Origin of the sequence: Arsenophonus nasoniae, from assembly GCF_004768525.1 — a bacterium.
Classification (GTDB): Bacteria; Pseudomonadota; Gammaproteobacteria; order Enterobacterales; family Enterobacteriaceae; genus Arsenophonus; species Arsenophonus nasoniae.
In genome coordinates, this window is sequence record NZ_CP038613.1 from 2564156 (window position 1) to 2588955 (window position 24800).

A 24800-nucleotide genomic window follows, 5' to 3' on the forward strand; every position below is an offset into this window, starting at 1 on the left:
CTAATAAAACCTTTAACTATCAATAAAGAGTGTTTACTGGCAAAATAAACTGTATTTAAATTTCAAGCACTGAAATAATTATATATTAAACAAGTAGCAGAACTAAAAATTATTAATATTAAATTAGATTATTACTTTTTTTACAACAAACAAATGCAGTTGCCGGACGTTTAAAATATATCTTTCACTATTAAAACTAGCCTAATTAAGCATTATTTTATTTAGCAATATTAATAAGGGGCTTGGTTAAGCATAGATTAACAACAACCATCAAATTATTTACTCAATAGCCAATAAATCAGCGTTTTAGCTGTTTAACACTAATTTAATTAAATTTGCTAAAAAATAAACAATAAGTAAGTTTTAATTTTAAGCCTAAAACTAATAATTTTTAGCTAATATTATCCCGCATTGTAAAACTTTTGCAATATTATATGCACAATGCTGTAGATTTAATTCTCCCTGCTCTAAAGCTGCTTGCTGTGATAACACGCGGGGTAAAATACTAAATACGGCATTGACCCCTTGCTGATAAACAGCTGCAATGTTTTTTCCTTGGATACCCACTATGGCGATAACGGGGATACCATATTGAGCCGCAAGCTTAGCAATACCGATTAGCGCTTTTCCATTTAATGTTTGTCCATCCATACTTCCTTCACCTACTATAACTAAATCGGTTGTAGCTAATTCATCTTTAAAGTGCATAGCCTGACAAACTGTTTCAATTCCAGAGCACAATGTTGCATTGAGAAAAGCCAATGCAGCGACAGAAATTCCACCGCCTGCGCCAGAACCTGGCAGATATCGATAATCAGTGCCAGTCATGGATTGAATAATATCGGCGTAATGAAGTAAACCCTGTTCTAGATGGGTAACCATTTCGTCAGTAGCCCCTTTTTGAGGAGCAAATGTTTTTGCCGCACCGTGTTGACCAATTAACGGATTATTAACATCGCAGACTATTTCAATCTGACACTGTTGTAATCTGCTATCTAAAGTTGATAGCTCTATCCGTTCTAGTTCAGCCATTTCTTTAGCAACAAATTCTAATAAATGACCATCCTTACGATAAAAACTGGCGCCCAGCGCCTGCATCATACCAATACCGCCATCCACCGTAGCACTTCCTCCGATGGCTAAAATGATCTTTTTAACGCCGTGATCAAGCGCGGCAAGCATTAATTGACCAGTACCAAAACTGGTTGTTAATAAAGGATTACGCTGGTCTAAAGGAACTTGCATTAAGCCACTCGCTGCCGCCATTTCTATCACAGCAGTATCACCATTATCCAGTAAGCCATAATAAGCTTTCACCAGGGTTTTTAAAGGCCCTGCTACGGCCAACTCAATACGTTGTCCCCCTTTAGCCGCAACTAAAGCGTCAACTGTGCCTTCTCCTCCATCAGCCATCGGAAAACATAAATATTTAGCTGCTGGAAAAACGGCCATGAAGCCAGCTTCGATAGCTCGTGCAGCCTGCTTGGCGGTCAAACTTTCTTTAAATGAATCCGGGGCAATAATTATTTTCATTTTCACTACCATAAAAAAATAAATAACATCACTTGCCATTAGGGATCGTTATGCTTGAGAGCCATTTCATTTATTTGATGATAAAATAAATCTTTGTTTAAAAATAATATTAATAATCAATGAACTAATTAATATTATGGTAATTAAAGTTATTTTTATATACACAGTTATGTACAAATTAATTTTTCACCCCCGTGTGCTATCTTTACCATTATGCTTAGAGCAAAACCGCTATCTCACACAAAGCCACTTACACGCAACTAACAGTTAATGGTTAACAACTTCCACCAATGCTGCTAATAGGATGCCCCTGTGATGGGGCTATTTGGTTTGCGCGTGTTGCTGATTCCAGATTGAATCAACCGGCATCTCTACCCTCACATCTAGCCATGTCGATGGCGGAATATCACACGGCTCACCATCGATATAATAAGTTGGTTTTCCATCAATAATTTCTTTAATCCGCCAGTTCTGAAAATCTTCTTGTAAATGGGGGTGTTGTCGGTGAAATGTTTGAATCTCGATGCTACCATTAGATAAAATTTTGTCTTTGACGTAGATAAGTTCTAATCCATTAATATCTTTAGGTACTGAAACACCTCCATTCACACCCCATGCGCCGTCTGAGTTATAGCCCAATACTCTGGAAATCAAATATTTTCCTGTATCGAGTCGTTGAACAATCGCGCCTTCTGACTCCTCATTCGTTCCAAAATTCCCATTAGGATAAATTTTAATAATCGGTGAGGCTTTTTTGATAAAACCATTACCATCAACCGTTGTGTTATTTTCACTCCATTGCTTTTTTAACTTAAAAGACTGTTTATCCGCCAAATGGATAGCTGTCCATGTGTTCCCATAACCATCTAGAAAGAGAAAATAAAAACTATTCTTATCATACTGGAGTCTAATTCCTGAACCCCATTTACCATCAAAGCGGTCATCATCATAACCAAGATTACTAAAAAAACCACAGCCTCCTGTTATCGATTCATTTCCTCTTTCATAAATAGTTGTACCGCCTAATCCAAAATCACCCATCTGTATCAAGGTACCATCCTTATCCTGAAAGGTATGGGACACAACCTTATCCCCGTGCTTTGAATTTATTTTCCCAGCATTTAATTGCACATCACCGTTAATTTCACCGCCCGTTTTATCAAACTTCTCGTTTAATTTTTTACTGATTGCTTCAACGCTTTTTGTATCTGCTTTACCTTTTACAAGCTCCTGTAATGCTTTAATCGACTCTAACTTAACCGTTTTGCCACTGGGTAGCGTAAGTTCAACGACACCGTTGTCCCCCATCCAGGTATCCATGTTTTGCAGGAAGTAAAGGATATAAGTGTTAGCTGCAACCAGTGCTCTTGCCGCATCACTATTATTATTTGGCTCGGTGAGATTAATGGTGTACGTTGTGTCGGTAGCGCTAAAAGTCGGCTTATCTGCTAACGTTAATTCAGTATCACTGTTAACTGCCATTATCATGTAAGGATAGTTAATATTACCGATTTTAATCAGCATTAACATGCCAGGTGATACCAACGGATTATTACTGTTCAATTTTGTGCCTGTGCCTTTGACAATAGAAGAGCCTGACACGACAGTTACGGTGCCATCTTTATAAATCATGTTTTTTCCTGAAATTTTGATATAGAAAATCGCAATTAAACGATCTCTATGAATTGGTTACTTCCATCTTGGATAAGCGTCAGGCGCATAAGCCATCACCGCACCAAAGTTATTATTGTACCCCCAACCTTTACAGCCAAAACTAGGACCGGTCCATTCTGTGATTGCGATAATGCCATCTTTTGAAACACTATAACCATTAACGAATGCCAATGCTTGATTATCAGGCTCATAAACGGCAGTAATATAGACTAAAGTCATTTGACCGAAATAGCCTGGTTTTGGAAATGGGCCGAAAACGATATCATCTATTTTTAAGGGTAGATGACTGGACGAATAAAATAATTCCTTTTTTTCGTTGTGAATTTTCAAAAAACCTTTGTCATTGCTGTCATTAGGTAGTTGGGGTCTATAAATATAAACATTTGTCGTATTGTGCGCGCGGATAGCAAATACATTTCCTTGCTTGATTGCCTCCGTATAGGTTGAATTTTCACCCTCCCTCCTCGCATTACGATGAAATACCAAATAGCTATTCAAAATGTTTGGATGATTTACGCTATATCTTAAGTTTTTGAACCCTTGCACATTTTGATCTGGCGTACCTTCCCTGGAAAAATCGATTAATCTTTCCAAGACATAAGTGACGGAAGTGAAAATCCCAAGTTCTGCACCATTTACTTTTATTACCGGTTTCATAAATTAACGTTAAATCAGTTTAAAAACATGAATGATAGGTATCGTTGCACATCCAATACAAAAATTCGTATAATTCCAGCTAACGATATTTCCATATATATGGACGTTCTCAATTGCTGGATATTTATTACCGGTATGGGCAATATCAATGCGAGGAACCGCAACTATTTTTCTGCCACCTTTAAGAAAACGCTGATCGAATTGAAAGCTGTTTTTTTTAAAATCAACTTCTTCTGAATGGATAACAAAGCCGAATGATTGAAGAATATTATCTATTTCTCCGCCATCATGATAAATATTAAATTTGGGGATTAGCATCTTATCACTCCAACGCAATTTCTATTCTAACCTGCCCCTTTTCGTCATAAAGACGTAATCCGGTGCCATCAAAGGTAAATCGACTATCTTTACTATTCGAGTTCATCTCAAAGCGATTGTTTTTAGCATCAAGGATGAATCCAGATTTTTCAGGTAGGTAGTTTTTGGATTGTATTTTGTCGATAACGACAACGCTATTGAGCCAAGCTTCATTAATGAACGCTTCATTAATAAAAACCTGTCCGTCTTGCAGATACATAAATAAATCCATTTTCCCGTTGCTAGGATTATAAAAAGCAAATTGTTGCGCATTAAACCCCATCACAGTGGTTACTTTTTCGTTTTTTAATTCCGCACCTATCACCATTCCTGCATCGTAAGAAACGCCATCATAAACAATCTTAACCAAGTTAGTGAAAGTTGCAGAAGCCTCGCCTTTTTTCATGTCATACTTAGCTTGTAGCGAATTCTGAGCGGCTGCCCATGACTTATCCGCTGTCGCTCTGACTTGATGGATAGACTCGGCTAAGGCTTTAGTCTCGGTTACCACATAATTGTCAACCCTGACGATTTTCGCCTTCATCTTGCCGTTTTGACGCATGAAGTACTGCGTATTGCCGTTGAGTCCCTTCGCGTTTTCCAGTATGGCCTCTGTGCTGCTATCTATTCCTTTCTTTAGCTGTTTAATGGCTTCCGTATCGTTAATTTTTTTGTCTATTTCATCAAGAATATCGCTCGCTACGCTATTTGGAAAACCTGATGCTTCAACAAACGCCGATTTACCGTAACTGTTTATCGTGCGAATATAGAAAAAATATTCATGACCAACTTTAAGATTTTCCTGTGTCCAACGTTGGCCCTGGCCGATTTTCTTTGCATTCGTGATAACTTCATTCTCAGACTTATCTTTCAGTTTTTTGTCGCTAAACCAGAATTCAAAGTTACTGCCATAGGCCGCTGAATCGGCAATTGTCGGCACGACCGTTAATGAAGACATACCCGGAGTAACAGACACGCTAACAGGGGAGGGCGGCGCTTCAATCGCAAAATCAAGAATAGTAGGCTGAGAAATTGCGCCAGCCGCGTCAACTGATCTGACTTCAGCACGGTAAGTGCCTCTCGGTAGCCCTGCAATATCAACCCGCTCTCCTGGAACCTGAATTGTCTGTATGACCTGACCATTTTCAATAACATTAACGGTGTTATACCGAACATCTGCTGCGGTGTTTTCCCAGCTCAAATAACCCTGTACAACATCGCCAATCGTCGTTGGCACAAAAGCCAGATTTATAGGTGGGGCGACTCCCCCTATGGGTAATTCAGTAAACGGCGGGGCTTTAGAAGGTTTACCGATAATATCTTCGTAAATATAAGCACCGTCTTCCTCTAACAGAATTTCTACGCCCTCTTGCGGGTGAAATTTCCACTCTGCTATACGAAATTCAGCATCCTTAATACCAAGACTGGGTAAGTTAAGCAAAACAACATCACCAGGCCGATAAGCATAACCATCCAGATTCATGGTAAGCTGAACCCTGCGACCCGCGCGCTTTTTGCGTAAATAAAGATTGGCTAAACGCTGTGCCTGATAAGGACTGGTGACAAAGCGATAATCGATATTTTCTTTAATTTCCAGCCCGTCTTCATCAACCCACTCCTGTACAATCACCGGCGGGAAATCTGTTTTGATATATTGTTGCTCAGCATCAATAAACGTACCGTATATCGCATTAGTCGCTTCGCGCAGGGACAATTCAGGGGTAATATTGACGGTATCAATGATTTGGTTGGCTTCAATACGCAAAGTAGCCGGTCCGTTATAAGACTGCATTAAAATGCCGTGCTTACCCGCGATATAAGTGGGTTCTGCCGCAATGCATTTGTGCATATTATCTAGCACTGAGGCGGGTGACTCGGATAAATCATAAGCACCGTTCAGGGTATAGCGGGGTTCAGTACCATCCGCCGTTTTAGTCGACTCATCACACAAGTCAGCCGCTACTTTAAACGCCGAAAAATCAATATCGGTATCCGGTACCTTTAAGTAACGACGATAGTAATCAAGAATAACCAGTGCCCCATTATTGCTCCATGTCGTTTTATGGGTTCTTGGATCAAAAATCTCTTTGCCCCAAATTTCAACTTTTATATTAGGGATACCTTGTGGGTACTTCTCATCATCATGGTAAAGGGTAAATCTTAACCATGCCAGCCCCCTGCCAATCATATCCTTTTTCCAGCTAGGCGCCTCTCTGAGTAAATAAGGATCGGCATCTTTCCTGTCGTTATGCAGTTCGTACTCAGCCGCTTTACCAAAAGAATCTATCAGATCATCATTAAACCAGATGCGACCAACACGACTGATTTTATGTCCGGCCAGTGCAATGGCCATATAGAGTATGTAATTTATTCCGCCTATAACTGGAATTTTAACTTTTTTAGTTTCAGCAAAAAAGAGTAATCCTGAACAGACTGTTTTACCCATGATGACGACTTCTGATGCGGACGCCGAACGTAATATTTGCTTACGTTCGGCTTGATCGCGCGCAGGATCAGGCGGCTTTTGTTGGAACAACAATGATCCCGCCGTTTGAACGGCAAGACCCGCCGCAATTAACCCCAACCCCAATCCACCGGTAGCAATTACGCCCGCTATCATTAATCCGGCACCAATAATACCGGTAATCGAGTTTCCAACGCTGCCTGGCATTACGTCACCCTCCATGCCATCACGATTTTTTTATCAACCGGTCTTGCGCCATGGTCAGTAACTGCCCAGATTTTACCCGCCCAAATGACTCCCATGGTCAACCCCTCATCACCATCAAACATCACAATGTCCCCCCGTCCTGCTTCCCCATCCTGGAGCACATTGAAAAACAGCCCCCAGAAATACTGAAGTGTGCCAAATTCATTTTTCAATAGCCGAAATGCACTCGCTTTGCTGTTATAACGCCCCCGAACGGATGAACACGGATCAAAGTCACAAATAGCTATTACGCAGTCAGCCGTAAATAAACAGCAGTCATGCTCACCCCATGAAAAAGGGCGACTCATCGCCGCCCTTAAAGTTTGGGGTAATCTGGTTACCCAATTTTTATGTCGCATTTTGATATCAATTAAAATTTAGAACCGGAAACCTGCACCAAGCATCCAGGTGCCGACTTTAAAATCACCGAATCTGGTGTATTCATAAGAGGCATCAATGGCAATATTTTCCACTGGATTAAATTGCAAACCAACACCACCAACTAATCTGCTTTCAGAACCACTTTCGCTATCATTAAATGTTTTTACTTTCGCTTTACCATGTGCAATACCAATTAAGCCATACGCACTCATATATTCATTAAAACGATAAGCGGGCCCGACACTGAGTGAGTAGTAATCGATATCGACGGTTGAATAATCAGAAAAATAATAACCTTTATGCGTATAAGCAAATGAACCCATCACACCCCAGTTATCATTGAACTCATGACGGGCTTTAATATTGAAACCTTTTGCACTATCATTAAGGTCAAAATTTACATCACCAACACTGACCTTAATGTTACTTTGCGCATAACCCATTGATAGGGTATTATTTCCTTCCGCATTAGCGCTAAATGCGATAAATGTAAGAATAGAAGCTATCGATGATATCAATAATATTTTTTTCATTTTTTTCCTGCTATTACTAAAAATAAATGATTAAAACAAAGCAACATAATTTGCATTGCGTATCGCAAATTATCATATAAGTTTATTCGTATTACATTTAAAATCTATTTCAAAATAGATATATTTGAAATTATTTACTTATAAACAAACCCCGGTGAATCCTTTTTACCACCCCAATAAATCGCCCGCTCAGCCATTTGCGCCACATATCTGAAGATACGGTCGTCACTTTTCCGTTTGCGCCATGACTCATCCGTGAATCTGTCCGGTAGCCCCATCGACCAACGTTCAAAACGATTGGATACGGTCACCGCTACTGCATTTTCTTCACCGCTCGAAACGCCAATATGCGAAATTTGTCCGGCAAAAATCACTTCAGCAATCTCTGGTTTTCCTTCCGGATTGATGGCAACCAACATTAAACGAACATTTCTGCCGCGACTGCGTTCATTCATCACATCACCGACCAGCATCGAGTCAAAGCCAGAAAGGGATAATATTAATTGCTGTGGACTGGTTGTATTTTCCTCTTTTACATTTTCAACTGCACCGAATTTTCCAACACCCTCGTAAACTTCACCCGCAATAATGATATTGCCAACACCGGTATGATTTCTAGCTACCCCTGACTTAAAATCTAATCTTGCAGCCATGACTAATTCATATCCGTCATTAATCGCTTTAACCATGTTGTTAGAAAAAGGATGGTATAACATCAGTAAAGCGCCTCCTCAAACTCCAAAGTAACATGAGTAAACACGCCTGGACGATACTGAAAACCACCCTGATCATTAGTCGTCAGTTTAAAAATGCCAAACGGTGACAGGGTTTCTAATTTATCATTAACTTTTGGCGCATATCGCAGCATCGGTGAAATGGGAATTGACGCATTACCGTTAGTATCACTGAAGACATTATCCGTAACTATTTTCAGCTCATCGCCAATCGTTAAATAATCCCCTTTTCTGATGACAATTAAATTTTTTTTCCAGCCTCGGGTAAGCAATATCCTGCCGGTTTGGTTTGCGGTACGAATTGCCGGAACGCCTCTTTCCACCAATCCTTGCCGTAGCCAGTGACTAATTTTAACCCGACCACTTTCGCCATCCAGCTCCGCAGTTAAGGCTTCCAGTTGACGGGAAAGTTTCTCGACCAGATTATTAAATGTCAGCGTGCAACGCCAGCGGCTACCTGGATATCTGACCGTTTGTGCACTGCCGGTAAAAGTTGAAACAAAGGTTTTACTATTGCTAACCAGTTGCCAATTCATTGATGAAGGTACAACCTCTTTTGGCCATTCAATAACCGATGCCATCAGTTAACTCCCTAAAAGTTTCCGTATACGTCCATTAGTCGCAAAATCTCGCTGAATGCGTGCAATCGCATCATCTGCTCCCTGTTTTGCTGCGCGTTGGGTTATTTCTCCAATGACTTTATCGCCATTACCGGTCACATTGATTATCTGATGGATATGAACCGCTGTATTACCTGGTGTCTGCGATGAATCCCCTAGTGACCGTACACCTAGCGAACCATCCCGCCCTCGGGTCAGTGGCATAATGGCCTCCGGCCCTGCTTCACCCATTAACCCGACTCCTTTAGCAAACGGGAATAACGTCGGCGAATCAACAACGGTATTACGGTAGGCACTTAAGCCCGAAGATTGATAAACTCCGCCAAGGGCATTGACTTTTATACCAAGAAAATTACCCAGCCCAGTGCCACCTAAGCTTGATTCCAGGGCTTTAAACACCATCATTTTAACAATCATGCGGGTAATATCATTAACGACAGACTGAGCAAAATCAGAAAAGTTAAATTTGCCTGTCGTCACAAAGTCAGCCAGTGTGTTTGACATGCCGTCGAAAGCGTTTTTAGTAATGTTTCGCATATTATCAAACACGTTTTCTGTTTCCGCACCAAAATCCTGCCAGCCTTTGGCTACACCTTTCCTCCCATCTTGCGCCACCTTCGCCTTACTTAATGCAGCAGCTCTCACTATCTCAATTTGTTTTTGTTCTTCTTGCGTTAAAAACTGCGTCTGTTCTGCATAAAGTTGGGAAGTCTTATCAGATAATTCTTTTTCTAAATGATATCTGCGTTTATCAAAATCCTCATGAATTTGCTCTTCTTTTTGTCTCAATTCATAAGCAGATTCAGACATGGTACTTTTTAAAATTTCATTCTGGGCATCCCGTCGTAACTTTGCGGTTGTACTCGCTATTTCAAAGTTCTGGCCATCAAATTGTTTTCTTAGTTCCTTCAGTTTTAATTCACGCTCCAATCCGGCGTTGATTTGCAACTGCGTCCGAATTTCATCCGCATGAACTAACACGCTCTTCTGCGATGCATTGAGCGTTTGCCCTTTTAATCGAGTGAGTTCTTGCTCAAAGACTGCCAACTTACGCTCTGAATCGAGGAGCTTTTCATTTTCCATTAATTGCGCTTGTAAAGTCGCCGTTTGTTGTTGCAGTTGCTCAATTCGCTGACGCCCTGCATCAAGGGTTTCACCGGACGTTTTTTGCGGGGATGCGTACAGTTTGTCGAGGCCTTTCAGCGCCTGCGCATATTCACTTAACGTTAGGTTACCGGCTTTATAATATTGATTTATTTCCTGCTGTACCCTCGCCCTTTCTTTTAGCGGGTCTTTACCCGCATTAATCGCCGCATTAATTTGTGCAGCGGTTTCGATGGTATGAATGGCGAGCTGACTTTCCGTTTTAATTTGTGCTTTGCGTTCTTCCAGTTGCCTGGCATAAATCGCATTTTCCTTGTCCTTTTCTTTTTGCAACACCTGATTATACAGTGTCAGACTTTGCGTTGATGCCGCCATTAACACGTTAAAACTGCCGCTCAGATCATCGAGTGATCTTTTATGCGCCTGCGTTAAGCGCTCGCTTTCTTTAGTATTTTCCTGATTCTGTTTTTCGTAGGCATTTCTTGCAAGCGCTTTGGCTTCTTCAATTTGTCCCCGTCTTTCCAAGGCAGCAATTTGCTCGTAAATCGATTGCGTTAATATCACACCCTCAGCCGCGTAATTTCGCAAGGCTTTTAACGGTTGGTCACCGATTGCCGATAGCTTGCTGACCAACATATCGACGCTACCGCCCGACTCCTCAAGTTGAGCCCCAAACTCCGCCACGTCTTCCAGTAGCTTACCGCTAAACCCTGCACTTGCGGCAGAAGTCACCGCTTTATAGGCTTCGGCTGTCCCGCCTAGTCGATCTGCTAACAGATTCAATTCAACCGTTGTTGTCGATAAAAATAATCCGCCTTTTTGAAGGGCTGCATAAAAAGACTTCTGCCTTTCTTCCGCTTCCTTAAACTGCGAATACAAATAAAATACTGACCCTGCGGTTGCCATCAAGCCAACATTGAGCGGCCCACCCATCAGATTAATAAGGTTACTGAAAGCGCCCGTTATTCCTCCGGTTACGCGCTGCAAAGTGGATAACTCAGTGTTTGCAGCGGCAAGTTGCTGCTTGGCTAAAGCTAATTGTCGCGTGCCCGTCGTTTCCGCTGCTTGCGCTGTCGTTAATTGCGCAGAAGCGGCGGCGGCTTTTTGATTTGCGCTGACTTCAGCCAGATTTGCTTCGGCGATCGTTCTGGCGTTTGCCGCATTTTGCGCCGCATATGCCTTTTCAATTTCAGCCGTATTCAGTCCATTTTGGGCGTTGACCGCGCGCATCTTCTCAAGGTATTCATCAGAAGCCAACGCCTGTTCACGCTGCGCGATAGCCTGTGCTTTCATGGCTTGCGCGGTTTTTAATCCCTGCTGCGCACGGGTGGCATCTGCTTTGGCAGCCTCAATCGTAGACTGTGCATAATCTACCGCACTTTGTGCAGAGTCTTTCGCCATCTGCCGTTGAGTATCGAAAGTCGTGCCATGCGCTGAGCCAAACAATCGTTCAAAAGCGGGCACCAACGCGTTTGAAATCGTACTGGCAGCTACATTGCTGCCAGAAACCAGCTCAGTTAACACATGGTGAAGTTGCCAAAACCTTGTGCCGCTTGACCGCTAGAACGCTTTGCTTGTGTGGCCATTTGTTAATGGCGCGAGCACTTGCATTGAGCCAGTTTCAACCTGACGGGTGAATTTGCGTGATTCATTCGCGGCGGTACTGTACGCATCCGTTAGCTGCGCTTTGAAGCTGGCGGCATTTAAATGCAATGCTACAGCCAGACTGGCGACATCAGCCATTTAATATCCTCATAACGTTATTACATTGTTGATTAACATCATTATGTGCAATGACTTCATTTTCCGTAATATCTGCGCCTTTGAGTTCACTTTCCAGCAGAAAAAACGCTTGCCAGTGCGTCAGTATTTCGTTCGGTAAAGCTGCGATTTTGCGCGGGTCAGGTTCACCCCATCTATCCGCAAGTTGAAAAAGAAAGCGTAAGCGAGCGGAGTCGGTTAGTTTTTTTTAGCACCATCCAGACTGCCACAGCTAAATTGCTGAACAAATTTGAGGGCTTCAATTAATGATTGCGTGGATTTGGTAGCGATTAACTCCTCTGCGGTAGGCAATTCTTCAGTGGGTAAGGGTTTCCCTGCTTTATCGCAAAGTGTTTTTAAAATCAGGTTTGCTCCCGCAATACTTGCCTGTGTGTTAGAGCCGCTGTCTTGCGCCTGTTTTAACGCTTGCTCATACGTATCAAGCTCAGCAATGGTTAAGCGGCGCAGATAAACATCAACATCAAAAATAGCGTGTTTTTCAACATAACTATCCGGTGCCAATAAGCGTGCTTTAAGTGATGACATGCTATTTACCTTATCCTTTTTCTTCTAGTGCTTTGACACGTTTAGTGAGCGCATCAAGTTCTGATGACAAATCCTTACCCGGTTCGCCTTTATCGCCTTTATCGCCCTTATCTCCTTTTTTGGGTAACGTATTAAGTGCTTCAAAGTTGTCATTGGTTTTACTAAAAGCATCACGTAAGGTGTCACCCGTTCCATCATCCGGTTTTGTGCCAATATTGATTTTTTTGATTTCTATCATCAGTTTACTTTCCTCTTGGTATTATCCGCCGTAAATTTCGTCGTATCGGCGGTTAAGGCTTTGGGGGGGTACTGTTCCCCAGGTGAGATTATTCTGTTTGCCTTTCACCGTAATTTGAATGACTTCACTGGCTGGCGCACTAATCTCATTCATCTCCCAGCCTGACAGGGCCAAGATCATCGTGGCTGTCCGTTTGTTGGGTAGCTCAATATAAAGTTGGACGGTTTCTCTATTTTGTGCCGCATTTAAAAATGCCGTAAAATTTTCATTTTCGGGATCATCAATAAATCCGAGCGATTTCTCAGGGCCTTCAGGCAAATCAGCTATAAACTGCTTGTTCCGATCTATAAGTGTTGTGCAGTCTATAAAGCTTCCTGTTAATCCTGTTGCGCCTATTGCTCTACAGGTATCCAGAAGTTTCATTGCAGTCACTGCATCCCCTACTTTACCAAATTTAACCACTGCGCCTGCGGGGAGCGTAGCATATTCTGGCGAGGTTTTGTTTTCAGACATAATAACTCCTATTCGTTAACGATGTTTTTCAATGCTGGCGCGAATTTCTGAGGCTAAGGTATTAAGGATAAATTCACGGTGATAATCCAATGCGGGTCGAATGAAAGGTCGTGCTATCTGTTTAACTGTGCCAAACTCTTGCGCGCGCGCTTTCATCATGTGTTTTTTTGAAGGCCCCACTCTAACGGTCATCACAGTTTGAGTGTGGCTATCCTTCATTTTATCTGTTGTCCGTATTTTGATACTCTCGCGCATATGCTCACCTAGATTGCCTACATCAAAACCCGCATGGGCTTTCATATCGGCGAGCACGGGTCTCATTGCTTCACTCCCTGCTTTTCGTAAAACCTTAACCGCAATTTGATCGCCTAATTTTTTTAATGCATCTTCAAGCTCACTTAAGCCTTTCACTTCTACTCGATTTCTCATTTTGCATCCTCGGCATAGGTCAGTATGAAATCACGCGTGATCCGATAGCAGGTTCGGTTTTCTGTCAGTTCTTCCCTGTCCTGAATTAAGTTACCGCGTTCAACATGTTGTACCGGATAGTCACCCAGATAACCGTGTTCAATTTTTCCCCATTCCTCCTTGATTTTTTCGCTTAGCCAGAGGGCTTTTTCATAATCATTGAGTAACTGAACTGTTATCTGATATCGCGCCTGTACGAGCGTTGTTTTTGCTAACCCCGTAAATACTTTCGGATCACTGATACGCTGATAAATGACCCCTTCAAGCTGTTTTGAAGGAAGTTGAAGGGGGAAAGCATCTAATCCCGTAATACGGCTTAAGTCTTTTTTAATATCATTTTCTATCATGGCGGATATTTGCTTCTGTGGTAATAATGAGTCGATCAGGTTGATTACGATCTAATGCTCTGACGGTAAAGCGACGTTGCCGATATTCAACCAGCCAATCAATATCAATATCGTTTCGGGGCCTTAACGTAAAACGTAAGGTTTCAATGACCTGTTCTTGATCAGCCGTGCGAATTTTCCGATTAGATATCGACTCCGCATGCGCCCAAACGGTGTTAACCGCTTCCATTTCAGTATACGGATCGCCCAAAGGACGATATTTTGTGATAGGCCGATACAAGGTAATGCGTTTATTAAGTTCGGCGGCTAACATCCTTCCCTCTCATCGGGTATATCCTATAATCGTTTAAAATTTCGTAAAATCCAGGGGGAATTCTTTTTAACTCCCGCGTGTCATACCAAAAGCCTACCGCCAATATCAATGCCTGTTTAATCAACGGCGTTATCACTAATTGGGTTGCGTTTTGCGTATTTTTCTCTGAATCAGATAATGAACGGTTAAGGTAGTTTTCTGCTTTTTCTTTGGCAGCAGCAAGGTACATCAATAAAAGCGCATCTTCCTCATCCGTATCAATACGACACTGAAGATGTAAATCATCAAGCGTAGGTAACATGCCAAACCTCAACTTTTGCAAAAGGGGCATATTGCCCCTCTTAAATTAACCACCTGCTCCACTGGCTTTGCCCTTCAATAATTTAATCGCATTACTATCCACTAACATAGAACCTACTCTTTTTGTCGTATAAAAATGAACAAACGGTTTATTGGTATAGGGATCTCTCAATACCCTGACACCAATACGATCTAAAATGGTATAGCAACGTTTAAAATTACCAAAAGCAACCGGAACATTGCCCGCACCTAAATCCGCAAACTGTTCATTTTCCGCAATACCGTAACCCAATAAAGCGGAGGGTTGTCCTAACTGCAAACCAGGTTGCCACAAATAATTACCTTGTGAATCTTTTAATGTTCTTACCTGAAATAATGTCTTATTATTCATCATAAACCGGGCATTAGTACGATAAGGTTTACGCAAGGTATAAATGAGTTGCATGATTTCATCAGCGGTAATTTCTGATGGTTTTTTAAGCATCAGGTGTTGCAGCGTTCCCCATTCACGTTCCTTATCCGCTTTTTCATCGCTCCCATAGGCTAACAATCCTTTCGGTTTTTTTTGACCATCACCGGATGTAAATGCCTGTTCTTCCTGTTGAGCAAACTCCTGCGTCAATTCTGACACGATAAATTGTTCAACATTAAAAAAACTGTCATCAAGCATTCTTTGGGTAGCAGCTGGATTACCATAAATTTCACCCCAGACAGGTTCAATAACCCCTAATTTCGATGTCGATGTCTCCGGACGCTTATCCGTTTCACCGACCCAACCACTTGTCGTTCCGCCTTTATTAATTAACTTTTTATAATCGGGGGTACCAACCGTTAATACCTGACATTCCTGGCGCATCACAATTTCATCCCCCAACGCCTTGATGATATTGCGGTCTAATTCCTCAGGTACTGCATACCCCCCGTCAGGGTCTGTGGTCGTTTGCATGGCTTTTTTTTCAAGTTCAGCGAGTCCCTCTTCTTTACCTTTGCGGATGAACAGCGAAAAAGCCAATTTATGATCATTTATACTCTGGTTGCTTCTCATTGCCTCAGGACGTTTTAACGCCACTAATTCTTCTTCAAGCGAGGATTTTAACGCATCGAGTTCACTGAGTTTAGCATTCAGTGTTTCAACATTTTCCGATAGCTTACCCTTCTGCGCTTCAATAGCCTCAATACGTTTATCATTTTTTTCTTTAAATTCGTTAAATCGGTTTTGTAGCTCTTGTGCTACCAGTTCAACATCTTTTTTGTCTATTGGCATAATTTACCCTTATCTTTTAAAATATAATGGATTTCAAGGCCGCTAACAGATCGGTTTCAACGTCTCGCTGAGACAACGCAAGGTAGCCTTCCGCCATGAATTTTTTTGCTTGTGTTCGAGAAAGTCCAACATCACGCAGGACTCGTTCAATCTCTTTTGGTGCGGGATTTGACCTTGCGCAAATACTGATTTGATCGTATTAATCCTTGCTTCATCGTTCGCTGGAAAGGTCACTAAACTCACCTCCCATAAATCTATCTCTTTAATCAAAAAGACCCCTTTAGTGCGTTCGTATTCGCCATCTTTAAGCACATACCCAATAGAAAGGCCGGATAGTGATCCGGCCTTCATGTGCGCATGGGCTCGCTTGGCTAAGGGGTCATCTTCAATGAGCAATTTTCCTTTGACAAATAACCCTCTTTCATCCTCCCACATTTCGGTATAGACCCCTATCGGTTCATCCATGCGGTGCTGCCAAAGAAGGGCAGGAAAACTATTTTTACATCGCCAATGCGTTAGTGATGTTTCAAATGCGCCTCGCATTACGATGTCATCAAAACTATCTTTACACCAAAACAGAACCATAGCCGGAAAACTCACCCGATTCAGTCACTGATTTTAGACTCAGCGGCATATCAAACCGCTGTTTTATCATTATTGTCATTCGATTTATCCTCGCTAAACTCGGTAAGACTGGGTTTTGTTGTCATGTTCATCGGCGTTAAATAAATATCACCGCCTTCACGGGGTTAAGCTCCTCCAGTTCGCGGCATTCATTTGGGAATAAATTCCCAATTAATTCCCGTTGCGTAAGCTGCAAACCGTGATTTCATATCACCACGTAATAACGCCCCAGTATTGAACTTAGCATAAAAATTTTTCTGTTTTTTTTCAGCGATTAACCCGATATTTATTCGCTGTTCAATGCGCGTTAGATAAGGAACCAGCGAATAGTTGATAAAACCAATACCCAGATTCTCAATATTATTAAACGTGGCTCTATCTGTATTTTGCACCATGTGCAACGGAACGCGAAAAATACGGCAGATTTCTTCCAGTTGAAACTTGCGCGTTTCCAAAAATTGAGCATCCTCCGCTGACAAACTAATTTGTTGCCACTTCAATCCCATTCTAAGGATCATCGGTTTATGCGCATTCTCAAGGCCTTGATGGCGGACTTCAAAGTCATTTTTAATCGCTCATAAGCGTCATCTGTCAAATATTGTTCCGTTTGTAAAACCCCACTTGTCACTGCCCCATTTCCAAATAGACGTGAGCCATGCTCTTCTGTTGCTAGTCCAAGACCGATGGCTTGACGTGCATACGCAATTGGACTCAACCCTATTAATCCATCCAATGTAAAATGCGAACATGCCATATTTCATCCTGACTCAGAATACGGCTTGTTCCATCTGGCAACGTGACTTGATATTCAATACCCCATTGAGGATTTAGCGTTGGTGCGACACTGTCAGGACTTAATGGAAGTAACTCAACCACTTCGCCTAAGGCCTTAACCTTATAGGCATAAAATTGCCCTCAGACACAAACTCGTTATTAATAATTCCCAAAACTCTTGTGAAGTCATATACCCATTTGGTTTTGCTGATAATAGCTGATGAAGCCTTTCTTTCGTGGCGCGTTGATTGCATTGTGTCGTTCGCTCATACAGGGCACAAGGCAGCATGCCGACAGATTCTGCTAATACTCTGACACAGCTAAATACCGCGGTTAGCTGCATAGCCAACCTAGGACTGACTCTACGACCGGCGTAAGTATCGTAAGAAAGCCCCACCAGATGACCAAGTTCCTGTGAAGTTATGTCACTTTTTTTGCTAAAAGTCCTGGAAAACATAATGCCTCTTATTGTTTGATTTTTCGACTCATCATGTACGAAACCAAAAATGACCACAGTAAACAAAGAATACCGCCAACAATAAAACCAGCGGCGGGCAGCAATAACCAGGCACCGAAAGCCAATAAAATGGCACCAATAATGCCTGTGATAAATGAAAGCAGTGTTAATGTCATTGTGTGATCCTTAAAGCGATCCTCAGTCCGTGGGAACTAATAATTTCAGAAAGCGAAGGTTGATGGTTCCCCCATTGACTAATAATCGACTCATTGCGGTAAAAGCGCACAAGGGCCATCAATCTTAGCTTCTGCCGTTGACTTATTTGGGAAGATGTTGTCATTCTTGTCAGGTCTTACCGTCACATTAGACATCATCCAGTTCATTACAGGGTGCTGGTTGTGGTGCAATTACCGGCATATACCAATGCTTCCACTGCTTTCATTGCTTCTGACAGATTTCTGACTGTTTGAGAAACTTCAACCAGTGGTAGGCCTTCTTCTGCGAGCGATAAGCCAAATTGCGTTGCACTCCAGGGATCAAATCCAATTTCTTTTAATGTTTGTCCTGAGACCCACGTAATGATTTCCTCTTTGATTTGATTGTGATCAACCACTTCACCATCAGTCAGGGTTAATACCCCCATCGCTGACCATTTCCGATAGAGTTCTGCGATTTGTCGAGAACAACGCGCTAGCCTGTCTTCTGGCAGCCAGAACTTGGCATCAGTATGAACATGACCATTGTTTGCCTGCCAAACTTTGACGGCCGCACAAATATCAATTTTGTTAGCTAAATCAACACCGACCCACATCGGATAAGTTTTTAACTCGTGCATTGGGGCGACAGCAGAGAGATCTGTCCATTTGAGCATATCCATCCAGGTTGACTCCGCACTCACCCAAACGTTGGCGTGCTTGGTTATAAAATTCGTCCTGGCTGAAACCTGCTCCTGAGCTTTTTTGCAAGGCGGCGCATATCATCCCATCGCTTGCAAATACCTAATCCAGGATTGGCTTTTTGCCACATCTTCTCGTCAAACGGATCATCTTTCTTGTCTAGGGTATAAATAATGCCAAAGAAGGAATCGTCTTCAACCTGCCCCTGTAAAACCTTGATGGCATAATCGCGTAATTCGTAGCATATGCCTTCTTTATTAAATCCAGCGGTGGTAATACCGAAGAGCAAGGATTGTAATCTTGCACCTGTTGCCGTCTCCAATACGTCCCAAACATCGCGCGTTTTGTGTGCGTGCAGTTCATCGACAATACCGCAATGGATATTTAACCCGTCCAAATTATTTGCATCGCTGGATAGTGGTTCGAATTTTGAAGCGGTGACTTCTTGATAAATCGCTAATTTATTGAACTCAAAACATTGACCAAGGGTATGTTTAGCCTTCCTTATCATGTTTTTTTGCATCTTCAAAGACAATGCGAGCCTGATCACGAGTCGTGGCGGCTGAATAAACCTCTGCGCCACCTTCGCCGTCTGATCCGGTCATATAAAGTGCAATACCTGAAGAAAGCGTTGATTTGGCATTCTTACGGGCGACTTCGTTATAGGCGGTACGAAAACGTCTGACCATCACGACTCGTCCACTGCCATCATTACGGATTACCCTTTCCCCCGTTTGTTCATCGACTAAAGGGATAACAAATCCAAAAATATTGATTAGGATAAAAATATGCCAATCCATCAATTTTATAGTTTGACCGGCAAGATTACCTTTTACATGGGGCACAAACTGATAGAAATTAAGGATATGTTGTGCGCGGGGGAAGCTAAAATAGATACCCCGTTCTTCACCATGCTCAAGGTCATTCAAAAAGCGTTGACACGCCAATCGTACATATTCACATGCGATGATATCACCCGACACAACGCGTTGTGCATAGCTAATGCCTTCCGCTACTTTTGCCATTAGTCTATCCTGCTTTTCAAAAAATTCGACAAACGGATTCATTTCGTTTGCAGCCTTACTGTTTACTTTGACCTGCTAGCGGGGTCATGCCGAATTCAGCTTGCATCTGCAATGCGCTTCCACGCATCGGCCATCATGGCTACTTGCGGATGTGGACGGATCATGACGTTACCGTCAGTGGATGTTGTCTTGTAGGTCTCGCCTTCTTTGTCAATAACATCTGGATGTTTTCGCCATTCGACATACGCCCCAACCAGCAATTCCAAAGCCATACCATCGATAGCAGTAATAACACCTATCGCATCTAGCCGTTCGCAAAGAACCTTAAACCAGTAGCGTTCTTGCTTGTTAAAGTGTTTTGGTGTTGGGGAACCCCTTTTCGGTTTTGGGCTCATTTTTATTAATTGCCCTTTTGAAGGATTACCCTTATCAAACGTAGATGTGTCGGTGTTTTGGGGTCCAGACATAATTTAAAATTCCTATTAATCGCGCAATTGGGATACCTATAAAAGGTTTTCTAACCTGCGGTGGTGTAAAAGGCAAATCGGCGGTTCCCAAAGGTAAAGAGAGAGCGATTTTACCCGCCCCTCCCTCGCTTTTCTCTTGCTGTATTCGTGCGATGGCATGGCCAACATAACGCTTGCAAGTTACTTTCTGCATCATTGCCGCCTGTTGCTTTTGCGAGAATATGGTCAACGGTGGTTGCGGTTATCAATCGCCCTTCAACTAAACAGCCCTGACACAAAAATTTATCACGTTTTAATATTTTTTTACGGAGATGATCCCACTTTGTACCATAGCCCCGTTGATGACGGCTTTTACCTTGCTGATAATTTTCCCATCCTTGGTTTCGATGAGCATCACAATAACCACTGCGTTCAGTTGTTGTCTTAGCACAACCGGGTTTGCGACAGGCACGGGGAATACGTGGCGGCATAGTCCTCCTTAAGCATTCACTTCTTCTGCTGACCGATAAATGTAATCTTTTAAATGTATATCAGGCGCATCAACTATCATCTCATCAGTCACAATGAAAGAGGCCTTAACACGTGGAATTTCCTGCGGTTTACTCTCTATAACCGTCGATTCCTGATTAGAGAGTATCTTGCCATTAACGGTAAGTGCATAGCCTTTAAACACACCCCTAATAAACAGTTTTGATAATTTTATCGATGTCTCTTTTTCATCATTGATTTGTTTATCTCTTGCTTTTTTCGCGCCTTCTCGAGCACCTATATTACAAGCCTCTTGTACTGCCATTTGCAAACTGGCTGGATATGTTTTCTTCGTTAATTGACCCCATTTGTTGCATCAAATTAGCAATACCTTCCACACGACCTTCTCATTTAATGAGATCACTATCATCAGCCTTTATTCTTACTCTAATTTCTGGTGCATTTTTTTCAGACATAGCTCACCTATTTCAAATTAATGGTAATCTTTAATAATTATTTCCAACTGAATGGTGGCCAACCTGTTAAACCACCACATAGCAAGCCAAAAATAAACGTAATTATTGGATAAAGGAGCCACCAATATTCATGAATGATTTGATAAAAATCCTGCAACTTTACTCACCTCTGATTAGTTTATTAACATTCTTTTTGGGCTTATATATTGGTAACAAACACGCCATAGGTAGAGATAAAAGACAAGAGTTTAATGAACGTGCTGAACCCATAATTGACTATTTTGATTATATGCAGTCATGGTTTGAACAACGGGTTTTACTACTGCATTCCTCTTACCAGAATCTCCATAACATGCTTAATGCGACGGTTATCTAAAAGACAACAGAAACGCTTCGAAGCTTTAATTTGTCAATATCAATCGACTTTTAATCAGCTCAAGCATGAAAATCCAGAACGGATGAGGCATACAATTTATTATTAAAACAGGTGGCAGATATAAAACTATTTTTACGCTTAAAATAAATCAAAATTAACCACTACACTGTGTTTTGATGTACTGCTGTAGATATTCCGTCTGCTTTTCGTTCTCAGCTATCATCTCTGAGATGGAAATAATCCTGTCGAGCTGCCTCACCAAGTTGTGGGCTGGCTTCATCATATCGGCTCTTGGCGGTAGCGGTTTTGGATGCACGACACACGGCGTTGACACGCAACCGCTTAGTGCCAGCGCGAACAGTATCATGCAGCTTAGCAATTTCAGCTTTGGCATTATTGAGTTTCAGTGTGTTGAATATCCAGTTGGTGCAAAGCATCGATTTTTTGCTGCTGTAATTTCACCGCTTCAATTTGTGCGTGATATTCCTGTTTTAGTGTGTGGTATTGTGTTTTCAGATTTTGTAGTTTGATAAGACAACGCTGAGATAAATCATCAATCCAACAATGATTATCAAGATGGGTGTGACAGGTCGCCAAAACATATTACGCTCTCTATTTCCTGCGGTTCATTAATCCTTTCCATTTTCTACCATCAACATGAACCCATCGTCTCATTTCATCACAAGCGCCTTTTCGGTCATTAGCGTTGAGCTTTTGAGTAATGTCGATTTGGCAAAATTTCCCACGCCCACGTTGTAAGCAAATGAGTAAAGGGCTGCCTGAGTCAGTGTATTGATATTGACCTTAACCAGCGGGTCAACATAGCGTTTAACCGCCCTTAAATCGTCATCGCCATTTATCGCAGTCTTTTGCGTGTACGTCCGATTACGCTCAATATCGTTACCTGTGCCCATAACAGACAGAAAGCACACCGCCACCATCAAAATAGGGCTTAAGTCTCAACCCTTCGAAATGCGTTATCATGCTTGATGCCAGAAACAACGCGCTACCGCCTGTTGCCATCAATATTTTTTTCGGTATCTTCATACTGACGCTCTTTGAGTTTGTACTCCTTTTTGCGGTAGTACACGTTGATAAAAAATGTCCCTATCGTGCAGCCGATACCCATCACCGCAACCCACTGGTCAAGGGTTAAGAAATCAAAAATCGTTGTTATAACGCCACCGATGGAGGTCATGATGCCCCACAGATAGGCCGCAGGTGTTGAGTATTTTTCAGACATGCGCATATACCCTCCCACTGAGGGTTCCATTGCTTTGAATTATTTGTTAAAAAAGAGGAGGGCATAAATTTTTCATGATAATTTTCCAAAAAAGAATTCAAAGCATCAAATAGATATTTGAGATAAACTTTCAATTCAGCCCAGAGTAACCAATCTAAGGGATGGCTAATTTATAATAGCTTCTAATATAAAATTATCCTTTACCAAGACTTTGTCTATGACTGCTTGTTGATAAGTAACTTTACAATTTGGTTTAAAATTGGATGTTGCATTTTCTACATGGGTTAAATCTAAAGCATTTTGAAGAATAGCATTAACACTATGTTCTGATTTAATACAGCAGTTCACCTTATTCATCTCTGTGAACTGTTTTTCCAATTCACCTATTCTACTTTCTAATACTTCCATACGTTCGTCCATACTTTAGCCTCATGTTTAACAATTGAACAGGGAGCCAGCCGCCTTACTCATTTAGGCTATTTTATCTGTCAGTTTTGCGGTGGCGTAAACGAAAAAACCATCATCAGGGAGGAGTTAAAAATTCGTAAGTCGATCTTTTTTTGCTCAAGAATATAATAACGACATATAGTGTATATTTTGAGTAGTAGACACTATATATATATAGGAATCCCTGATAGCGATAACTATCAGGGACAGAAGATAAAACGACAAGGTTTTACATGTGATCACGCATTTAGTTTATTCCACTTGATGATCTGTGTAAAGCCCTGTTTATATACAGGACTAATTATTAATGAATTTCTTACACAAAAGAATGCAATTAAACACAGGTGACACTGTTGTTATAAATTGTACCCATCAATGCAACATACTTATGACAACAGACTCTGAATTTAATAATTATCGTAATGGAAGAACATTTCATCATCATGGCGGTGGCGGATTTTTTAAAAGACTACCTGCTCAACTTACTGTTCCGCATAATGGATATTGGAACATAACACTAGATCTTGGTGGAGGCTCAGCTACCCTCAGACATTCTATATCTGTCATTCCAGCACATTAACTCCGCTCTAGACTGTTCTAGTGCATATTCCAGGGCGGATATAATTTCATGTTGCGTTCCGTCCTTCGTATATCCCTTTGATGCCATGCCTTCACCTTTTTCAATGTTTCTATACCAAACAACTTCATTTTTATTTTTTATAATAATCCGCATACGATACCTGTGACATTACCTTATATGTACCCTACGAGCTTATAAAAAGTAGTGCACAAACAAGATATAACTATTTGGGTAACAACAAAACTAAAAAAGAAAACCCCGCAAAAAGCGAGGTGAGCAAAAAAAAATAATTAATCGAGGTTTTATTTATCAGCGTACATTTCTGCTGGACGCAAAAATTCATCATGGGCACTTTAGCATACCTTTTGCGGCCGCACTAGTGTTTGATAACCGTTTGTGTGATATTTGTACAATATGTCGATATCTAATTGAATATCAAGGGTTTCTAGGCATCCTAGAACAAATCCTTCCGCAATTTGCATTCTTTTTCGCACCTCATCCTCGCGTACCGCAAACTTTCGCGCGATGGCGCGCTTCGATACCCCCCTGATGTAATAATCCTCGATATAATTCAACTCTCTCGCCATACCCACCGTGTTAAGGCGACTGACGCACACATCAATCACCAGCCCGTCCGCATCACTGCACGATAAGCGATTTGCGCCTGTAAACGGCATGAGGCGACTAAAGCCCGCTGCTACAGGCAACCAGCTCACTGCCGCATACGGATTACCCGCACACCAACCGCCCCAGTGGAGTAGTATTTTCTCAATGTCTCTGCTCATGATCTTTTCACTCCTCCTAGAAGTGTGAAAAACGTAGAGGTGGCACAGGGTGGTGCTTAAAATACCTATCAGCCCCCTGTACTAAGCCTTACCGTATCTACATCTTTACAAAAAAGGGGGGAGGTGGCA

Annotated in this window: 31 protein-coding genes and 6 pseudogenes; 2 read left to right on the forward strand and 35 right to left on the reverse strand. The window is 41.8% G+C overall.

Going from position 1 to position 24800, the window contains the following annotated elements; translation table 11 throughout:
• Window positions 1-381 precede the first annotated feature (381 nt).
• The 28 genes and pseudogenes from ArsFIN_RS12855 to ArsFIN_RS12975 form a co-directional block, all read right to left on the reverse strand.
• Window positions 382-1533, reverse strand: a complete 1152-nt coding sequence (locus tag ArsFIN_RS12855; RefSeq protein WP_026823470.1) for a glycerate kinase — start codon at window positions 1531-1533, stop codon at window positions 382-384.
• Window positions 1534-1854: 321 nt separating this feature from the next.
• Entirely contained in the window at window positions 1855-3165 is a 1311-nt protein-coding gene (locus ArsFIN_RS12860; protein ID WP_135677796.1) for a phage tail fiber protein, read from the reverse strand.
• 57 nt (window positions 3166-3222) lie between these two features.
• Window positions 3223-3864 (reverse strand): hypothetical protein, encoded by a 642-nt coding sequence (locus ArsFIN_RS12865; protein ID WP_135677596.1) that lies wholly within the window; start codon window positions 3862-3864, stop codon window positions 3223-3225.
• A gap of 9 nt (window positions 3865-3873) precedes the next feature.
• A complete protein-coding gene (locus ArsFIN_RS12870) occupies window positions 3874-4182 on the reverse strand; it encodes a hypothetical protein (RefSeq protein ID WP_135677595.1) in 309 nt (102 codons plus the stop codon).
• A gap of 4 nt (window positions 4183-4186) precedes the next feature.
• Window positions 4187-6907: a phage tail tip protein J-related protein gene (locus ArsFIN_RS12875; RefSeq protein ID WP_135677797.1), complete on the reverse strand. Its 2721-nt coding sequence runs from the start codon at window positions 6905-6907 to the stop codon at window positions 4187-4189.
• On the reverse strand, window positions 6892-7239 hold the full coding sequence (locus tag ArsFIN_RS12880) for a DUF6950 family protein (protein ID WP_246067188.1): 348 nt from the start codon (window positions 7237-7239) through the stop codon (window positions 6892-6894). The genes ArsFIN_RS12875 and ArsFIN_RS12880 overlap by 16 nt, the downstream gene beginning before the upstream one ends.
• A gap of 69 nt (window positions 7240-7308) precedes the next feature.
• On the reverse strand, window positions 7309-7845 hold the full coding sequence (locus tag ArsFIN_RS12885) for an Ail/Lom family outer membrane beta-barrel protein (RefSeq protein WP_135677590.1): 537 nt from the start codon (window positions 7843-7845) through the stop codon (window positions 7309-7311).
• 134 nt (window positions 7846-7979) lie between these two features.
• Window positions 7980-8561, reverse strand: coding sequence for a hypothetical protein (locus ArsFIN_RS12890; RefSeq protein WP_135677798.1), 582 nt, complete (start codon window positions 8559-8561; stop codon window positions 7980-7982).
• Complete coding sequence (locus ArsFIN_RS12895) at window positions 8561-9160, reverse strand: hypothetical protein (protein WP_135677799.1); 600 nt, start codon at window positions 9158-9160, stop codon at window positions 8561-8563. Before ArsFIN_RS12895 ends, ArsFIN_RS12890 begins: the two co-directional genes overlap by 1 nt.
• 3 nt (window positions 9161-9163) lie before the next feature.
• A complete protein-coding gene (locus tag ArsFIN_RS12900) occupies window positions 9164-11827 on the reverse strand; it encodes a phage tail tape measure protein (RefSeq protein ID WP_135677800.1) in 2664 nt (887 codons plus the stop codon).
• A 36-nt stretch (window positions 11828-11863) separates the two neighbouring features.
• Entirely contained in the window at window positions 11864-12046 is a 183-nt protein-coding gene (locus ArsFIN_RS12905; RefSeq protein ID WP_135677801.1) for a hypothetical protein, read from the reverse strand.
• A gap of 216 nt (window positions 12047-12262) precedes the next feature.
• Window positions 12263-12610 (reverse strand): hypothetical protein, encoded by a 348-nt coding sequence (locus tag ArsFIN_RS12910; RefSeq protein WP_026824082.1) that lies wholly within the window; start codon window positions 12608-12610, stop codon window positions 12263-12265.
• A 10-nt stretch (window positions 12611-12620) separates the two neighbouring features.
• Complete coding sequence (locus tag ArsFIN_RS12915) at window positions 12621-12848, reverse strand: hypothetical protein (protein ID WP_026824081.1); 228 nt, start codon at window positions 12846-12848, stop codon at window positions 12621-12623.
• 21 nt (window positions 12849-12869) lie between these two features.
• Window positions 12870-13361 carry a phage tail protein gene (locus ArsFIN_RS12920; protein ID WP_135677802.1) on the reverse strand — a complete coding sequence of 164 codons (492 nt, stop codon included), beginning with the start codon at window positions 13359-13361 and terminating at the stop codon, window positions 12870-12872.
• Between the two features lie 15 nt (window positions 13362-13376).
• Complete coding sequence (locus ArsFIN_RS12925; RefSeq protein ID WP_026824079.1) at window positions 13377-13790, reverse strand: HK97-gp10 family putative phage morphogenesis protein; 414 nt, start codon at window positions 13788-13790, stop codon at window positions 13377-13379.
• Window positions 13787-14176, reverse strand: coding sequence for a hypothetical protein (locus ArsFIN_RS12930; RefSeq protein ID WP_135677803.1), 390 nt, complete (start codon window positions 14174-14176; stop codon window positions 13787-13789). Before ArsFIN_RS12930 ends, ArsFIN_RS12925 begins: the two co-directional genes overlap by 4 nt.
• On the reverse strand, window positions 14163-14489 hold the full coding sequence (locus ArsFIN_RS12935) for a phage head closure protein (protein ID WP_135677804.1): 327 nt from the start codon (window positions 14487-14489) through the stop codon (window positions 14163-14165). The genes ArsFIN_RS12930 and ArsFIN_RS12935 overlap by 14 nt, the downstream gene beginning before the upstream one ends.
• Window positions 14470-14820: a head-tail connector protein gene (locus ArsFIN_RS12940; RefSeq protein ID WP_246067222.1), complete on the reverse strand. Its 351-nt coding sequence runs from the start codon at window positions 14818-14820 to the stop codon at window positions 14470-14472. Before ArsFIN_RS12940 ends, ArsFIN_RS12935 begins: the two co-directional genes overlap by 20 nt.
• A gap of 15 nt (window positions 14821-14835) precedes the next feature.
• Window positions 14836-16053: a phage major capsid protein gene (locus ArsFIN_RS12945; protein WP_135677805.1), complete on the reverse strand. Its 1218-nt coding sequence runs from the start codon at window positions 16051-16053 to the stop codon at window positions 14836-14838.
• 16 nt (window positions 16054-16069) lie between these two features.
• Window positions 16070-16711, reverse strand: a pseudogene (locus tag ArsFIN_RS12950) (HK97 family phage prohead protease).
• A 115-nt stretch (window positions 16712-16826) separates the two neighbouring features.
• Window positions 16827-17431: pseudogene (locus tag ArsFIN_RS28845) on the reverse strand (phage portal protein).
• Window positions 17398-17553 (reverse strand): hypothetical protein, encoded by a 156-nt coding sequence (locus ArsFIN_RS28850; protein ID WP_407061977.1) that lies wholly within the window; start codon window positions 17551-17553, stop codon window positions 17398-17400. Before ArsFIN_RS28850 ends, ArsFIN_RS28845 begins: the two are co-directional and overlap by 34 nt.
• Before the next feature lie 19 nt (window positions 17554-17572).
• Window positions 17573-17908, reverse strand: a complete 336-nt coding sequence (locus tag ArsFIN_RS28855) for a phage portal protein (protein ID WP_407061978.1) — start codon at window positions 17906-17908, stop codon at window positions 17573-17575.
• 8 nt (window positions 17909-17916) lie between these two features.
• Window positions 17917-18084 (reverse strand): hypothetical protein, encoded by a 168-nt coding sequence (locus ArsFIN_RS26435; RefSeq protein WP_167876667.1) that lies wholly within the window; start codon window positions 18082-18084, stop codon window positions 17917-17919.
• A pseudogene (locus ArsFIN_RS12960) lies at window positions 18081-19829 on the reverse strand (terminase large subunit). The gene ArsFIN_RS26435 and the pseudogene ArsFIN_RS12960 overlap by 4 nt, the downstream one beginning before the upstream one ends.
• Before the next feature lie 9 nt (window positions 19830-19838).
• Window positions 19839-20292 (reverse strand): annotated as a pseudogene (locus ArsFIN_RS12965) (phage terminase small subunit P27 family); the annotation flags it as partial.
• A gap of 114 nt (window positions 20293-20406) precedes the next feature.
• Window positions 20407-20766 carry an HNH endonuclease gene (locus tag ArsFIN_RS12970; protein WP_135677806.1) on the reverse strand — a complete coding sequence of 120 codons (360 nt, stop codon included), beginning with the start codon at window positions 20764-20766 and terminating at the stop codon, window positions 20407-20409.
• 8 nt (window positions 20767-20774) lie between these two features.
• Window positions 20775-21089 carry a hypothetical protein gene (locus ArsFIN_RS12975; RefSeq protein WP_135677807.1) on the reverse strand — a complete coding sequence of 105 codons (315 nt, stop codon included), beginning with the start codon at window positions 21087-21089 and terminating at the stop codon, window positions 20775-20777.
• Between the two features lie 281 nt (window positions 21090-21370).
• On the opposite strand from ArsFIN_RS12975, the gene ArsFIN_RS12980 reads away from it, so the two are divergent.
• A complete protein-coding gene (locus tag ArsFIN_RS12980; RefSeq protein ID WP_135677808.1) occupies window positions 21371-21616 on the forward strand; it encodes a hypothetical protein in 246 nt (81 codons plus the stop codon).
• 154 nt (window positions 21617-21770) lie between these two features.
• Here the strand turns inward: ArsFIN_RS12980 and ArsFIN_RS28860 are convergent, their stop codons facing one another.
• From ArsFIN_RS28860 to ArsFIN_RS13005, 6 genes and pseudogenes are all read right to left on the reverse strand, one after another.
• Window positions 21771-21899, reverse strand: coding sequence for a hypothetical protein (locus ArsFIN_RS28860; RefSeq protein WP_407061979.1), 129 nt, complete (start codon window positions 21897-21899; stop codon window positions 21771-21773).
• Window positions 21898-22053, reverse strand: a pseudogene (locus tag ArsFIN_RS12985) (lysis system i-spanin subunit Rz); the annotation flags it as partial. The pseudogene ArsFIN_RS12985 and the gene ArsFIN_RS28860, both read right to left, overlap by 2 nt.
• The gene (locus ArsFIN_RS12990; protein WP_135677810.1) at window positions 22010-22213 is read right to left on the reverse strand and encodes a hypothetical protein; all 204 of its coding nucleotides are present in this window, start codon (window positions 22211-22213) and stop codon (window positions 22010-22012) included. The gene ArsFIN_RS12990 and the pseudogene ArsFIN_RS12985, both read right to left, overlap by 44 nt.
• A 15-nt stretch (window positions 22214-22228) precedes the next feature.
• Window positions 22229-22557: pseudogene (locus ArsFIN_RS28240) on the reverse strand (glycoside hydrolase family protein).
• Between the two features lie 65 nt (window positions 22558-22622).
• On the reverse strand, window positions 22623-22865 hold the full coding sequence (locus tag ArsFIN_RS13000) for a phage holin family protein (protein WP_135677811.1): 243 nt from the start codon (window positions 22863-22865) through the stop codon (window positions 22623-22625).
• Window positions 22866-23024: 159 nt separating this feature from the next.
• Window positions 23025-23279, reverse strand: a complete 255-nt coding sequence (locus ArsFIN_RS13005; RefSeq protein WP_135677812.1) for a hypothetical protein — start codon at window positions 23277-23279, stop codon at window positions 23025-23027.
• A 355-nt stretch (window positions 23280-23634) separates the two neighbouring features.
• On the opposite strand from ArsFIN_RS13005, the gene ArsFIN_RS13010 reads away from it, so the two are divergent.
• Window positions 23635-23886: a DUF1883 domain-containing protein gene (locus tag ArsFIN_RS13010; protein ID WP_246067171.1), complete on the forward strand. Its 252-nt coding sequence runs from the start codon at window positions 23635-23637 to the stop codon at window positions 23884-23886.
• A gap of 353 nt (window positions 23887-24239) precedes the next feature.
• Here the strand turns inward: ArsFIN_RS13010 and ArsFIN_RS13020 are convergent, their stop codons facing one another.
• Window positions 24240-24671, reverse strand: a complete 432-nt coding sequence (locus ArsFIN_RS13020; RefSeq protein WP_210409075.1) for an antiterminator Q family protein — start codon at window positions 24669-24671, stop codon at window positions 24240-24242.
• Window positions 24672-24800: the final 129 nt, after the last annotated feature.